Genomic DNA, 13892 nt, shown 5'->3' with positions numbered 1-13892 from the left:
GAAGGCGTGAGTCTTAAGAACTAAAACCGACCGCGGACAGCCAGTCACCATAAAAGATGCATACGCCGGCAATGGCGGCCATGGCGCTGAGCAACCAAAAGCGGGTGACCACGGCGGTCTCTGCCCAGCCACCGTTTTCAAAGTGGTGGTGGATGGGCGCCATGCGGAAAAAGCGCTTTCCGGTGCTGCGGAAGACGATGATCTGGATAACCACGGAGACCGTCTCAATAACGAAGATGGCGCCGATGATGATCATGAGCAGCTCGGTACGGGTGGTCACGGACAGGCCAGCGACGAGACCACCGAGAGCGAGCGAGCCGGTATCGCCCATAAAGATTTTCGCCGGTGCGGCATTCCACCACAAAAAGCCCAAGCAACCGCCCAGGCCAGCTGCAGCCAGCACGGCGAGGTCGAGTGGGTCACGGACCTCATAGCACCCCGCCGCAGGCGACACAGCGCAAGAGTTGCGGAACTGCCAGAAGGAAATGAGTGCGTAGGCTCCCATGACCATCGCAGTAGTGCCGGCGGCCAAGCCGTCGAGGCCGTCGGTGAGGTTTACGGCATTCGACCACGCCGCGATGAGTAGATAAAGAAAGACCAAGAAAACGATGGTGCCGATAATGGCGCCGCCCACGGCGATATCGAAGGTGTCAAAATCGCGGACGAAGGACAGGTTTGTAGACGCTGGGGTCAAACCGTGTGCATCTGGGAACTGCAGTGCCAAGATGCCGAAGATAAGCGCGACGGCTAGTTGACCTACCAGCTTGGCGGTCTTATTGAGGCCGAGGTTACGCTTTTTAAACAGCTTGATGAAGTCATCGGCAAAGCCCAGTCCGCCCAAGCCCATGGTGAGGAAGTAGACCAAGAGACCGGAGGGGCTAAAGCCACCGTTGCCCGTCACGCGGGCGTAAATGCCCACCACAAGGTAGGCCACAGTGATGGCGAGCAAAATCGCCAGTCCGCCCATGGTTGGGGTGCCGCGCTTGCGTAGGTGCAGCTGTGGCCCGTCCTCGCGGATTTCCTGCCCCTTGCCTACGCCGGAAAAATAGCGGACCAACATGGGAGTGGTAAAAATCGCGACGAGGAAGCTGAGGATGCCCGCGATAATGATCTGAGTCATTGCTAGAGGTCTTTCTCCTTGTACTGAGGACTAACGGCGATTGAGCTTTTCTGCCACGCGCCACAGGCGCTGGGCATTCGATGATTTGATGAGGACAACGTCTTTGGCCTCGCGCTCCGCCCAGTCTTCAATGCCGGCAGGCGCTACCCTAATGATGTTTTCGACCGCCGCCGCAGCGGTGTCAACATCCGGGCTGATAGTAGTATTTATACCCTGCGCCCGTGCGGCCTCGACCATCGCCCTCATATTCTCGTTATCTCCCACGGCCACGAGGTAGCCAACGTGGTATTTGGAAAGGACCTCGCCCAATGCACGGTGGGCAGCCACCGCTTCCCCGCCGAGTTCTCCCATCTCACCGAGCACGGCGATGGCACGGGCATCCGGACGAGCGGCTGAGGTATAGGCCAGCGCGGCAATCGCCGCGTGCATGGAATCGGGATTGGCATTGTAGGAGTCATCGATGGTGGTGACTCCATCGCGGCGGGTGCGCACGTCCATGCGGTGTTCGGAGGCATTTTGGTGCCCCGATAGCGCGCTGGCTACCACCTGCGGGTCCATGCCGGATTCAATGGCTGCGGCCGCCGCTGCCAAAGCATTGGATACTTGGTGCCGGCCAAAGACCTGCAGTTTTACTGGAAGCGGGTCAGTGCCCGGCGCATGCAGCACGAACGAGGGGCGGGCCACATCATCGAGCTGGATTTCGCTGGCGTAGTACTGGGCGTCGGCAGCCGGCGGCTTATTTGCCGAGTAGTAAACGACCTTTGCTGAGGTGCGCGGTGCCATGCCGGCGACAAAGGGATCATCGGCATTGAGCACAGCGACCCCGCCCTCAGCGGCCGAGGGCAGGGCCTCCACAAGCTCGCCTTTGGCCTGGGCGATGTTTTCACGCGAGCCAAACTCGCCTAGGTGAGCGGTGCCCACGTTGAGCACTACGCCCACGGTGGGTGCGGTAATAGATGTCAGATGGCGGATATGGCCAATTCCGCGGGCAGACATTTCGGCAACAAGGAAGCGAGTGTGCTCATCACAGCGCAAAGCGGTATAGGGCAGACCGACCTCGTTATTAAAGGAACCAGGAGGGGCAACGGTATCGCCCTCTGCGCGGAAAATAGTGGCCAGCAGGTCCTTGGTGGAGGTCTTTCCGGCTGAGCCGGTCACACCGACTATCTCTAGGCCCTGCTCCGCGGTCAGGCGGCGGGTGACTTCCCTGGCAATATCGGACAGCGCCTGGACAACCGCAGCGGCGGAGCCGTCCTCGTCGTGAGCATAGATATCTGCGTTCGCAGCATCACCGGTAACGCGGCCTTGAGGCTTGACGACGACCGCCGGAACGCCGACCGGCCGCGCAGCCAGCACCGCTACTGCGCCCTGCTCAATGGCCTTTTCCGCATAGTCGTGGCCGTCCACTCGGGCGCCGGGCAGGGCAAGAAACAACCCACCTTTGGTTACCTTCCGGGAATCGAATTCGATGAACCCGGTAACGCGCTGGTCTGGGTCGGAAACGCAATCGAGGCTGCCCCCGGTGATTTCGGCAATATCGGCAATAGAAAGTGGAATCATGACTACTCCTTCGCATCCCTAAGGGTATCGCGCTGTAGGGTTCCGGCCAGTTTCTCCTCGATGGCGCGTGCCATTTCTTCGCGGTCATCAAAGTGCAAGGTTTTCCCGTTAACAAGTTGGCCCACCTCGTGGCCCTTGCCGACGACAATGACGGCATCGCCTGGCTCGGCCCAGTCAACGACTTCATCGATGGCACGGGCACGAGAACCTACCTCACGAATATCGCCCTGGGGCGCGGCTTCGCGTGCGCCGTCCATCACCGCAGCACGAATAGTGGCGGGATCCTCTGAGCGTGGGTTGTCATCGGTGACCACAGTTAGGTCAGCGCGGGTGGCCGCGGCAGCGCCCATGATGGGGCGTTTTGAGCTATCACGGTCTCCGCCGGCGCCGACGACGATGCCGACGCGCCCCTTGGTTCCTTCTAGTTGGCCGCGCAGAGTATCAAGCACCGCGGCGATAGCTGCCGGCTTATGGGCATAGTCCACCACGGCCACGAAGTCTTGGCCGCGGTCGATGCGCTCCATACGGCCGGGAACGGCGACCTTTTCCACGCCCGAGAGGAACGCCGCCGGATCCTCTCCTACCGCTACGGCCATCCCAAGCGCCAAACAGGCATTGGCGATATTGAACTCGCCAGGCAGCGGCAGCCGGAAGGAGAAATCGGCACCGTCATAGTTCAAGGCGACCTTTTGGGCGCCAGTAGCCTCGGTGGCGGTTTGGTGCGCAGAAATCGTGGCCGCAGCCCCCTGAGTGGCCACCGTGGTTACGGGGTGGCCAGCGCTCTCGGCGACGCCGCGCATGCGCCCGCCCCACTCATCATCGAGGCAGATTACAGCCTGCTCGGCCGCCTGTTCCCCAGCAAAGAGCTTGGCCTTAGCTTCGAAGTAGTCCTCCATGGTGGGGTGAAAATCCAGGTGATCCTGGCTTAAATTCGTAAACCCGCCCACGGCAAACCGGGTTCCGCGAACACGCCCCAACTCCAGTGCATGCGAAGATACCTCCATCACCACGTGGGTGACGCCCTCGCTTTTCATGCGCGCGAATAGCTCTTGCAAGGTAGGTGCCTCGGGAGTAGTAAGCGAGGTAGGAACCGGAGTGCGGTTAATACGAGTACCGGTGGTACCGATAAGCCCCACGGAATGCCCAGCATGGAGCAGGCCAGCTTCAAGCAGGTAGCTCGTGGTGGTTTTGCCGGAGGTACCGGTGACGCCAATGACCGTCAGTTCCCGGGTGGGGTGGCCATAAATTTCAGCGGAAATCGGACCGAGCACGGCACGAATATCGTCCACCACCACAATGGGGCGGGTCTCTTGGGCCTGGCTGAGCAGGTCGAGTCCGTCGGCGTCGGTAAGCACAGCCGCAGCCTTAGTATCGCGGGCGAACTGCGCGCCGTGTGCACGGGTACCCGGCAGGGCGGCAAAGAGCGCGCCCTCAGGCAGACGGGAAGAATCCAGCCCGCACGCGGAGACCTCCACGGAGGCATCACCAATGACGCGCCCGCCAGAAAGCTGGGCGAGAGTATCCAATGAAACGGTCATACTAAGCTCCTATTGTGCCCGCAGGGTCAGCCGCGGTGCTGGTTTCGAAGTCGGAATATTGTCACGGTTGAGCAGCCAGGAGGCGATGTCTCGGAAAATCGGCGCCGCCGATTGGCCGCCGCCTCCATTGTCCTCCACACCGGATTTGGGTTCATCCAACATGACGGCAACGACGAAGCGCGGATCATCGGCCGGTGCGATACCGGCAAAGGTGATCCAATAGGCGGAGTTCGAATAGGCCCCGGTATTCGGATCGACCTTTTGAGCTGTACCAGTCTTGCCAGAGAGCTGATAACCCTTGAGTTGCGCATTACCGGCCGTGCCATTTTGCAGGCCAGCGTCATCGTCTTGGAAGACGGCCCGGAACATATCCACCGTTGTCTTGGCGGTTTCAGGGCTTATCACCTGGGTCTTTTTCGGCTCCTCCAGCTTTTCTTCCTTGCCGTCTGGCCCCTTCTCAGAATCAATGATGCGCGGCTCGATGCGCTCGCCGCCATTTGCCAATGTTTGGTACACGCTCGCCATCTGCAAGGTGGTCCAGGACTGGCCCTGACCAATGGGCAGGTTGGCGAAGGTGCCGCCGGACCATTGCTCCAGGTCCGGCACGCTACCGGCAGATTCATTCGGTAGCTCTACGCCGGTGGTATTACCCAAACCAAACTTTTCCAAGTACTTCGCGTATTTTTCTTGGCCCAATTTATCGGCAAGCATCAAGGTGCCCACGTTGGAGGATTTACCAAAGATGCCGGTCGTTGTGTAGGGCTCGGTGCCGTGCTGCCACGCATCGTTAACGGTCACACCCGCCATATCGATGGATCCCGGAACCTGGTGCACCTCGTCCGGGGTGGTCACTCCCTCTTGCAATGCCGCGGCAGCGGTAACCACCTTGGCTACAGAGCCTGGCTCGTAGGGGTGCGAGACGCTGTGGTTTTCAAAGTCTTTGCCCTCATCGAGCTGATCCTCAATATTCTTGTTGGGATCTACGGTATCGGTATTGGCCATGGCGAGGACCTGGCCAGTCGCAGCATCAAGGACCACAGCCTCCGCGCCAGAAGCCTTGGAGTTGGCCTTGGCCTTCTCCAGCTTTTGCTGCACATAAGTCTGCAGATCCAGATCGAGGGTGAGGGTGACATCGCGGCCATCAACGGTGTCAACGACATCACGGAGCGTGCCCGGGATAACCTGGCCATCCGCGGATACGTCCTCGGTTGATTGGCCGTCAATGCCGGTTAGTTCCGTATCGCGCGCGGCCTCGAAGCCAAATTGGCCATGGCCATCCATGGATACCTTGCCCACGACATTTTCCCCAATAGCGCCATTGGGGTACTGGCGAATGTCTTGCCGGTCCGCTGCCACTCCGTGGTACTTATTGGAAATCTCTACGGCTACATCCGGATCGACATTGCGCACCAATACCTCGTATTGGGTATCGGCCTTGAGCTTATTAAGAATGTCTTCCTTTTCCACCTTGGAGGTCGAAGCTCCCGAATCCTCAATCATCTTCGGGATTCCCTCCGCCATGTCTTTGAGGGTCTCCTCCATTTTCTGGTTGAGGAAGCTTTCGAGCTTCTTATCGTCCATGCCCTCAGTCGAGCCGTCATTCTGGGCCTCGATTTCGGCCTTGTCTTTTAGCTCATCGCGCAGACGAGTAGGTGAGACGGTCAAGGACCGAGACTTCATCGTATAAGCCAAGCGCTGGCCGTCGCGGTCTAAAATCTCTCCCCTACGGGCTGGCTCAATATAGACGCGCTCGCGCTGGGTTACGGCCTTGGCGGAAAGGTCCGGACCCCATACGAGCTGCACCCAGGCTAGGCGGCCGACTAGGACAACCATCGCCACGAGCACCACGGAGACGATAATGCGCAGACGCTTGCGCATCAGCTTCTTTTGCGGCACCGCGGAGCTGGTGGTGCGGCGCGGGCGGCGCCTAGCCCTACTTGGCGTAGTCACAGTCCAATGTCACCTTCCCTATTTCCGCCACAATTTCTTGCGTGTATTGATTGTGCCCTACAAAAGTCAGAATGCCCGCGCCACCACGCGCGAGCATCATCATTTTCACCGAATATTCTTCCCTAGCTACTCCGGCTACTCGGCGCGGCTGGCGTACGGCGCACGTGCGGGAAGGTTGGGGCGCGCGTTGTCCTGCGCGGCGCCGGTATTCCCGTCATCACCGCCGCGGGTGGTGCGCTGTTGGCCTTGCGGCACGGCGTTTAAGGAATCCGAGAGGCCTTCAGTATCCTTCGGGTCACTGGAAGCCTGGCCGGGGCGGATAGGTTCTCCGTTGACGTCAATAAGCTTTTCCGTATCCGGGGTGCCTTCGCGCTTATCGACGATCTTTCCATCGCCGCCGACTTCCGCAATACCTGGCTGCTTAGGAATGGCCATGCCCATCTCATCCGCACGGCGCGCAATGTCCGCAGAAGAGCTGAGATTTTCTGCATCACGGTTGAGGGTTTCAATCTGGTTATCCAGTTGGGAATCCTGAACGGTGAGCTGCTGGATGGCAAAGGTTTGCTTGGTAGACAAACCGGACAGCCACATTGCCACAGCTACGCCGACGATGAGAAGCGTAAGCGCGATGACAGACAGGCGGGCAAACAGCCCGCTCTTCTTAGTCTGCGGCTGCAGCTGCCGGCCGCGGAAGCTAACAACCTGCTTCGATCCCAGGCGGTTCGTGCTGCGGCTGCGGTGCGGCACCCGGGTGCGGCTCGGGGCACGCTTCGTGCTGGGACGCTCACGCAGCGCCGTCGGGGCTCCGGTATCGATTCCGGTGGTGAAGTCTCGGCTGGCGCCCATGGTGCGAGTGGCCTCTCTGTCGCGGCTGTCAGTCTTTAGGTGGTTTCGACGTGGGATTGTGCTCATGGCCTGCCTCCCGGCGGTAGAAATTCTGGCATTCCCTCGAGCCTTTCGATGGCACGAACACGCACCGACGCGGCCCGGGAATTTTCCGCAATCTCCTCTTCGGAGGCCTTTTCCGCGCCTCGCGTCACGATTGTGAACTTCGGCGCGGTGCCAGGAAGGTCCATTGGCAGTCCGGCCGGAGTTGTAGACGTGGTCAATTCTTTAAAGGCCGCCTTCACGATGCGGTCTTCCAAGGACTGGTAGCTCATGAATACGGCACGGCCGCCTACCGATAGTGCTTGGGTAATAACCGGCAGCACATTTTCGATAGCCTCCAACTCGCGATTGACCTCGACGCGCAAGGCTTGAAAGGTGCGCTTCGCGGGGTGTCCCCCTGTACGCCGGGTCGCGGCCGGAATGGCGTCGTAAAGCAGCTCAACTAAGCGCGCGGAGTTAGTAAAAGGCTCCTTATCGCGCTCCTTCAGTACAGCCGAGGCAATTTTCCCGGCAAAACGCTCATCGCCATAGGTCTTGAGGATCCGAGCCAAATCACCGTGCGAATAGGTATTGAGCACATCCGCCGCAGTAATCCCCTGCGAGGGATCCATACGCATATCCAGCGGTGCATCCGTCTTGTACGCGAATCCGCGATCCGCCTGATCGAGCTGCATTGAAGAAACGCCAAGGTCAAAGAGGGCTCCGGCAAGGCCAACGCTGCGGGCCAGATCAAAGTTATAGCCCTCGCCTTCCGCAATGGCACTGCCCAACTCATCAAAGCGAGCGTTGACGCCGATAAAGCGATCGCCATAAGGCGCTAAACGTTCGGTTGCGTTGCGCAACGCCTGCCGATCGCGGTCTACGCCAATCACCCGGACGTTGGGGAAAGCTTCTAGAAAATAGCGGGTGTGGCCGCCGGCGCCCAAGGTGGCATCAACAAGCACGGCTTTATCCCCCGCCGCTTCTACTTGGGGGCGCAGGAGATCGGCCATGCGCTCGCGCATGACAGGCACATGGCCGTGATTATCAGCCACGTCATAATTTAGGTTTTCAATAGCCATGTCTCCCCGCAACCCCCTTTCTTCGAATCTCGGACTTCCAGTGGTGGAAAGCATGCGAGTGCGTATAGGGCCCTGTCCGAGGCAGGTTTCTGATATCGGGGAAGTACACCAGAATCATCCGCCTCGGACAGAGTCCTTACACGCACTCTTGTGCAGGCTTAGAGCAAGCCCGCCAGTACGTCATCGGCATCTGCGGCCGAATAAGCATCTTCAGTTTGCGACTGGTACTCGGCCCACGCGGCCGCGTCCCAAATTTCGAGAAAGTCCACAGAGCCAACCACAACGCATTCCTTGGACAGGTTCGCGTACTCCCGATGCCCCGCGGACAACGTGATTCGACCATGCCCGTCCGGTCGCTGTTCGTCCGCACTTGCTGCCAAGTTGCGAATGAAAGCGCGTGCTTCTGGGTTGGTTCGAGAAACCGCCGCTGCCTTCCGTGCTCGTGCCGCAAACTCCTCCCGTGGGTACACGGCCAACGAGTGGTCCTGCCCCTTGGTGACCATAAGGCCACCCGCGAGTTCATCGCGAAACTTTGCCGGAAGCGTAAGACGTCCTTTGTCATCGAGCTTCGGAGTGTAGGTTCCGAGAAACATCCCGGTATCCACCTTCCTTACTCGAAAACTCCGGATTCTCTCACTTCAGAATCGAGACGTTGAAGCCCCTCTTTCCTCCGCTGCGCCCCACTCTACCCCACTTTCCCCCACCTAACCCACTTATTATCGCGTGTCCTTCAGTTAGCCCACAATTTTCTGCAGCTAGATAGCAGTTTTTTCGGTGGGAAGAAATCCCCTAAAAGGCCTTGACAGCCCATTACAGCCACCCCTTACACCCCACCCGTAACACCAATATAATGCGCCCCGATTCCTTCACCTCCCCCATATCCTGTGTTATCGAGGCGTTTTGACTGGGCTAACGGGAAAGCTGCCCCACAACAGCCCACCGAATGCTTCTCCGGTGGGGCAAAGTGGGGATTTTTGGTTGGATACAAAAAATCCCCGGTCAACCTTTACTAGGTCGACCGGGGTGAGCTTGAAAATGAGAAGCGCTAACGCCCCTCAAAACGGCGGCGGAAGTTTTCCTCCAGCTTATCGCTGACTCCGCCCCTACGGGCGGCAGACTTCTTTGCACGGGCACCAGAATCACGCTTCTTCACCGAATAGCCGGAGCCATCACCGCGCAGCATCCACACACCAGCGGCAAACATCACTAAAAAGCCCGCAATGGAAAGCGCAATAAACCACAGACTCTGTTGCGCGAGGGCAACACCGCCAATGAGCATGCATAGACCGACAACAACGAGTGCTACACCACGCAGGGTTACCGCGCCGCCAGAGCCACCGAACGACGCAGGCTCAGAAACGGAAGCGCCAAACTTAGGATCATCAGCAAGTAACGATTCCTCAATTTCACGGAGCGTACGCTGCTCCTGTTCAGAAAGAGACACTGTTCCTCCAACTAGGGATTGGGCTTCGGGCGGCAATAGTTCTACTTATACTAACGCCCAGAATAATCAGTATGTTCCCTAAAAGGTAGTGAGCGCCCCCACGCAGTGACTACGCAGCAAAAGAGCCAAAAGAAGTCTCTAACTCACTTTCATCCAAGAACTGTGCAGCACGCTGCATAAGACCGTAGACAAAATCCTCGCCCGGGACTTCATCCAAGCCCGATGCTACGCGAGCGCGGGTACGCGAATAGCCCTTAAAAGATTCAGCCCACCACTTTTCCTCCACACCTACGAGCGCTAGCCGGTCCCATGCGCTAGAGGGGAGGCGGCGACGTCGAGCCACCGCCGATGCAGCTACCCGCGCCCCCGCGGTGCGAAGGGCCGATTGGTACGCCACCTCTAAAGCTTGATCGAACCTCCCCTCAGCCGCATAACCGCGTGCGGCATCCAATAATTCTCGAGCCTGAAAGAGGAACCGCGCTCGCTTGCCGCCCGCCCGGCCATTAGAACGGGTACGCGTTGCCGAAATAATCTGTGCCATTGCCTTTGTCCTTAACTAAATAAATAACGTCGTTGGTTTTGCCCATTGACCCTAAGGAAGCCGCCGGACATTTCACCCTTAAGAATAGTGCACCTGTTCGAATTAGACAAGGGTATAACCTGCGCACAAGGTTCTATAAGGCCGATTGTTCGACTTTTTAACACCGCGTCCGAAAGACAGAGTTCGCCCCACTGTCCGCCTCTGGGCCAGACTTCTGGTGTCATAGATACTGTGAGCTTTGAAATTCGCCGCCTAACCCCGCCGGAGTTTTCCTTACTGGCCCCTCAATTGGTTGAAATCCATATCGAGGCAATGAACTACAACCCCGCCATCGTGCACAGCCGCATCTCCAGCTGGCGACGTGACTTGACGCGCCCTGGATTCAGCGCGCAGATAGCCACCCAGGACGACGGCATCGTTGGGGTGTCCTATGGGTTTCTAGGTTCTCCGGATAGCTGGTGGGACGCTGAGCTTCGTCGCGGGCTACGTTTGCAAGGCGGTCCCACTGAAGAGCAGTGGGACATCGTACGCAACTACTACGAATTGGCGGAGATCCACGTATTGCCGCAATACCAGGGACACGGCCTGGGTAAAAAGCTCTTAGGGGGATTGTTATGGAATGCCCCGGCGCGTTATGCCCTATTGTCCACGCCTGAAGTACCAAACGAGGACAACGGTGCCTTCCGCCTCTATAGGTCCGCCGGTTTTTTCGATGTCCTCCGTAATCACCTCTACCCCGCCGATGCCCGCCCTTTTGCCATCTTGGGCGCTAGGCTGCCGCTGTAAACCCCTGTTATTTCTTATGTGCTCTAGGCGGTATCGTGTGGGATGTGACTATGCAAAATATTCCTGAGCTGGCGGACATTCCCGGTGCGGTACGCGAAGAACTCGCTACCTTTCTTGATCAACGCCGAGAGCAGGGGGCCGCAATTGGTGCCCCTGTAACTAAGGCCGTGAGCTTTTTGGAATCCTTCGTGCTTGACGGCGGCAAGCGGGTGCGCCCCACCTATGCCTGGGCAGGCTACCTCGCTGCTGGTCGCGGAGAAGAAGACCCGGAGGCCATGCTCCGCGCGTCCGCCTCCCTGGAATTTATCCAGGCATGTGCGCTCATTCATGACGACATTATCGATGCTTCAAATACCCGGCGCGGCAATCCTACGGTGCACCGAGGCGTCGAAAAGCTGCACCGCGAGTCGGGATACTTGGGGGACCCAGAATTTTTTGGCACGTCCGTAGCAATCTTGGTCGGCGATCTAGCGCTGGTGTATGCGGAGGACATGTTCCAGGACTCCGGTCTTAGTGCGGCAGCTTTACACCGAGCTCGCAGCGCGTGGCGCGGCATGCGAACTGAAGTCATTGGCGGACAACTTTTAGATATCTCTTTGGAGGCGGCCGGTTCTGAATCCGTAGAGCTTGCCAATTCCGTCAACCGCTATAAAACGGCCGCCTATACCATTGAACGCCCATTGCACTTGGGTGCCTCGATTGCCGGTGCTAGCGAAGAACTTATCGCAGCCTTCCGCGGCTACGGGCAAGATATCGGCATTGCCTACCAGTTGCGCGACGATCAATTGGGTGTCTTTGGCGATCCCGCCGTAACCGGCAAACCTGCCGGTGATGATCTGCGCGAAGGAAAACGCACCGAGCTTTTGGCGCTAGCGCTTCGTCGCGCGGATGAATCCGACCCGCAGGCTGCGGCCACCCTACGCAAGCTCATCGGTCACACCTCAGATCCCCAGGAGCTATCGCGCTTAGCGCAGATTATCGCTGATTCGGGCGCACCGGAAGAGATTGAGCGCCGCATCGAAGCACTGACGCAATCCGGTTTGCAGCACCTGCGCGCCGCACGAGTAGATCCCGCGGTAACCGAAACCCTAGAGCAGTTGGCAATCAAGGCCACGGCTCGCCACAAGTAGGTTTTACCGTGTCAAAGACGTACTCCTTTCCCATTCCGCGCGCGCTACCACTGGGGTTATCGGCATCCTGTATTTTGCTGTTTGCCTCATTCTCCGGCGGCGCTACCCGGAACCGCGGCGGGCTCCTCGAGGCGCTAAATATTGGCTTCTTGTCTTATGGTCACGGGCGCAATCTCGGTCTTGCGCTGTACTGGGTGGGCATTTTCCTCTTAGCTGCGGCTTGGGTACTCGCTGGGCGCACCATTATTCGCCCGCAGCTTACTAACCCTCGCCCCAAGGGCGGCTTACGCGATATCCAGCGCATCCTCTTTGCCTGGGTCACTCCCCTTGTATTTGCCGGTCCCCTGGCTTCGCGCGATGTTTATTCCTATCTCATGCAGGGCGCAATGGTCCGCGACGGCTTCGATCCTTATACCGAAGGTGCTGCTGTCAATCCAGGCCCCTTCCTTCTTGAGGTTTCCCAGGACTGGCGCAATACCACCACGCCCTATGGCCCCCTTCATTTATGGATAGGTGAATTGGTCACTGGCTTGGTGGGTGACAACGTCACCGCAGGTGTCGCCGCGTATAAGGTTCTTTCCCTATTAGGTTTTATCACCATCGCTTGGTCTATCCCCCGCATCGCTTCGAAACTCGGCGCTGATCCGGCGGTAGCTTTGTGGCTCGGCGTGGCAAACCCAGTCATTATCTTGCACCTCATCGGCGGCATGCACAATGAATCTCTCATGGTGGGTCTCGTATCTATCGGGCTGCTAGCAGCTTTGAACAGGCATTTCCACGCCGCCCTCCTCCTCGTAGGCACTGCAGTGGCGATGAAGGCCACTGCCGTCATTGCGGCACCTTTCATTGTATGGATGATGCTTCACTACTACGCGCCCAAAGGCTCTAGCAAGTGGCGATCCCTATCCGTCTTTGTGCTTTCTGGCCTTATTGCGCTGGTAGAAATCATCGCTGCGGTAGCCCTCATCACATGGATTTCGGGAACGTCTTGGGGCTGGTTGTCTCAGGTAAGCGGCAATTCCAAGGTGATCAACCCGCTTGCGGGGCCAACCCTAGCCACTGATGTAATCTTCCCCGCCGTGCAAATCTTTATGCCGGATGCTTCCTATAACGCCATCCTGGCTGTCTTGCGCAGTATCGCAATGGCCTGCATGCTCATCGGACTGGTGGCGGTGTGGTGGCTATACCGCAAGGACGACCGCGACGCTGTCATGGGCACCGCGGCCGCCTACCAGGTCGCCTTTATCTTCAATGCCGTGACCTTGCCGTGGTATTACGCCTCCATCTTTACCCTGATGGGCACCTTCCGGCCGCCATTATGGCTTATTAAATTCGCCTCCGGCGTGGCCCTGTTTATCGGCGTCTCTTTCTCCGGCGATGGTAATCACCAGCTCTACAACTGGTTCTGGGTCATCGGGATGATCGTGGTGGCATGGTTTGCCATTCAGTGGATATTTGAAGGCGTGCCTAAAAAGCGGCAGCCTGAGCACGCCGGATAACCTCGCGGGCGAGGTGACCATGCAGGGCATCGATGGGGCGGCCCGGCAGTGAATCATCCTCAGTAAAGAGGTGCTTGAAGATTTCGGTGTCCTTATAGCCGCCGTCGGTCAATACGGTAATCGCCGCGGTCACATGCTTGGCGATGACACCTTTGTCATTGAAGAAGGCCAGCGGCACCCGCTTTCCTTCTGGGGAATCCCAGGCGATGAACTTTCGGTCCTGCAGCAAGTCATAGGCGCGCGTAATGGGCAGGTCTAGCTTTTCTGCTACTTGCTGCATGCTGAGCAGTTCTTCGTTAGCGAGCAAGGTATCTAGGGATTTTTCTGCATTAGTCACGTTCTCTACTTTAACGCGGGCTAGAGGATCAGCCATAC

The 13892-nt window shown here is 58.3% G+C and carries 13 protein-coding genes; 3 read left to right on the top strand and 10 right to left on the bottom strand.

Features of this window, described 5'->3' with window-relative positions; translation table 11 throughout:
- Nucleotides 1–13: 13 nt before the first annotated feature.
- The 9 genes from mraY to ACLI1L_RS04660 all read right to left on the bottom strand — a co-directional run bounded on the left by mraY (nucleotide 14) and on the right by ACLI1L_RS04660 (nucleotide 10102).
- Nucleotides 14–1120: a phospho-N-acetylmuramoyl-pentapeptide-transferase gene (gene mraY / locus ACLI1L_RS04700; protein WP_023021199.1), complete on the bottom strand. Its 1107-nt coding sequence runs from the start codon at nucleotides 1118–1120 to the stop codon at nucleotides 14–16.
- Nucleotides 1121–1150: 30 nt separating this feature from the next.
- Nucleotides 1151–2680 carry a UDP-N-acetylmuramoyl-tripeptide--D-alanyl-D-alanine ligase gene (locus ACLI1L_RS04695; RefSeq protein WP_411708204.1) on the bottom strand — a complete coding sequence of 510 codons (1530 nt, stop codon included), beginning with the start codon at nucleotides 2678–2680 and terminating at the stop codon, nucleotides 1151–1153.
- A 2-nt stretch (nucleotides 2681–2682) separates the two neighbouring features.
- Nucleotides 2683–4218 carry a UDP-N-acetylmuramoyl-L-alanyl-D-glutamate--2,6-diaminopimelate ligase gene (locus ACLI1L_RS04690; protein ID WP_411708203.1) on the bottom strand — a complete coding sequence of 512 codons (1536 nt, stop codon included), beginning with the start codon at nucleotides 4216–4218 and terminating at the stop codon, nucleotides 2683–2685.
- 9 nt (nucleotides 4219–4227) lie between these two features.
- Nucleotides 4228–6096, bottom strand: coding sequence for a peptidoglycan D,D-transpeptidase FtsI family protein (locus ACLI1L_RS04685; RefSeq protein ID WP_411708355.1), 1869 nt, complete (start codon nucleotides 6094–6096; stop codon nucleotides 4228–4230).
- Nucleotides 6097–6303: 207 nt separating this feature from the next.
- Nucleotides 6304–7080, bottom strand: a complete 777-nt coding sequence (locus tag ACLI1L_RS04680; protein ID WP_411708202.1) for a hypothetical protein — start codon at nucleotides 7078–7080, stop codon at nucleotides 6304–6306.
- Nucleotides 7077–8117 (bottom strand): 16S rRNA (cytosine(1402)-N(4))-methyltransferase RsmH, encoded by a 1041-nt coding sequence (rsmH, locus tag ACLI1L_RS04675; protein WP_411708201.1) that lies wholly within the window; start codon nucleotides 8115–8117, stop codon nucleotides 7077–7079. Before rsmH ends, ACLI1L_RS04680 begins: the two co-directional genes overlap by 4 nt.
- A gap of 158 nt (nucleotides 8118–8275) precedes the next feature.
- The gene (gene mraZ / locus ACLI1L_RS04670) at nucleotides 8276–8710 is read right to left on the bottom strand and encodes a division/cell wall cluster transcriptional repressor MraZ (RefSeq protein ID WP_005324499.1); all 435 of its coding nucleotides are present in this window, start codon (nucleotides 8708–8710) and stop codon (nucleotides 8276–8278) included.
- A 452-nt stretch (nucleotides 8711–9162) separates the two neighbouring features.
- Nucleotides 9163–9561: a DUF3040 domain-containing protein gene (locus ACLI1L_RS04665; RefSeq protein ID WP_086587386.1), complete on the bottom strand. Its 399-nt coding sequence runs from the start codon at nucleotides 9559–9561 to the stop codon at nucleotides 9163–9165.
- 109 nt (nucleotides 9562–9670) lie between these two features.
- Entirely contained in the window at nucleotides 9671–10102 is a 432-nt protein-coding gene (locus ACLI1L_RS04660; protein WP_411708200.1) for an SAV_6107 family HEPN domain-containing protein, read from the bottom strand.
- Between the two features lie 231 nt (nucleotides 10103–10333).
- On the opposite strand from ACLI1L_RS04660, the gene ACLI1L_RS04655 reads away from it, so the two are divergent.
- Genes ACLI1L_RS04655 through ACLI1L_RS04645 form a run of 3 tightly spaced genes read left to right on the top strand, consistent with a single transcriptional unit; the run spans nucleotide 10334 to nucleotide 13517 of the window.
- On the top strand, nucleotides 10334–10888 hold the full coding sequence (locus ACLI1L_RS04655) for a GNAT family N-acetyltransferase (RefSeq protein WP_086587384.1): 555 nt from the start codon (nucleotides 10334–10336) through the stop codon (nucleotides 10886–10888).
- Nucleotides 10889–10938: 50 nt separating this feature from the next.
- Nucleotides 10939–12018, top strand: a complete 1080-nt coding sequence (locus ACLI1L_RS04650) for a polyprenyl synthetase family protein (RefSeq protein ID WP_411708354.1) — start codon at nucleotides 10939–10941, stop codon at nucleotides 12016–12018.
- A gap of 8 nt (nucleotides 12019–12026) precedes the next feature.
- Nucleotides 12027–13517, top strand: coding sequence for an alpha-(1->6)-mannopyranosyltransferase A (locus tag ACLI1L_RS04645; RefSeq protein WP_411708199.1), 1491 nt, complete (start codon nucleotides 12027–12029; stop codon nucleotides 13515–13517).
- Here the strand turns inward: ACLI1L_RS04645 and ACLI1L_RS04640 are convergent.
- A complete protein-coding gene (locus ACLI1L_RS04640; protein ID WP_023021188.1) occupies nucleotides 13486–13890 on the bottom strand; it encodes an Rv2175c family DNA-binding protein in 405 nt (134 codons plus the stop codon). The genes ACLI1L_RS04645 and ACLI1L_RS04640 overlap by 32 nt on opposite strands.
- Between the last annotated feature and the right edge of the window lie 2 nt (nucleotides 13891–13892).

Origin of the sequence: Corynebacterium sp. LaCa117 (assembly GCF_046717765.1) — a bacterium.
In the GTDB taxonomy this organism is placed as follows: Bacteria; Actinomycetota; Actinomycetes; order Mycobacteriales; family Mycobacteriaceae; genus Corynebacterium; species Corynebacterium kefirresidentii.
The sequence above is the reverse complement of the archived record's forward strand: the minus strand, read 5'-3'. Positions and strand labels throughout refer to the sequence as shown.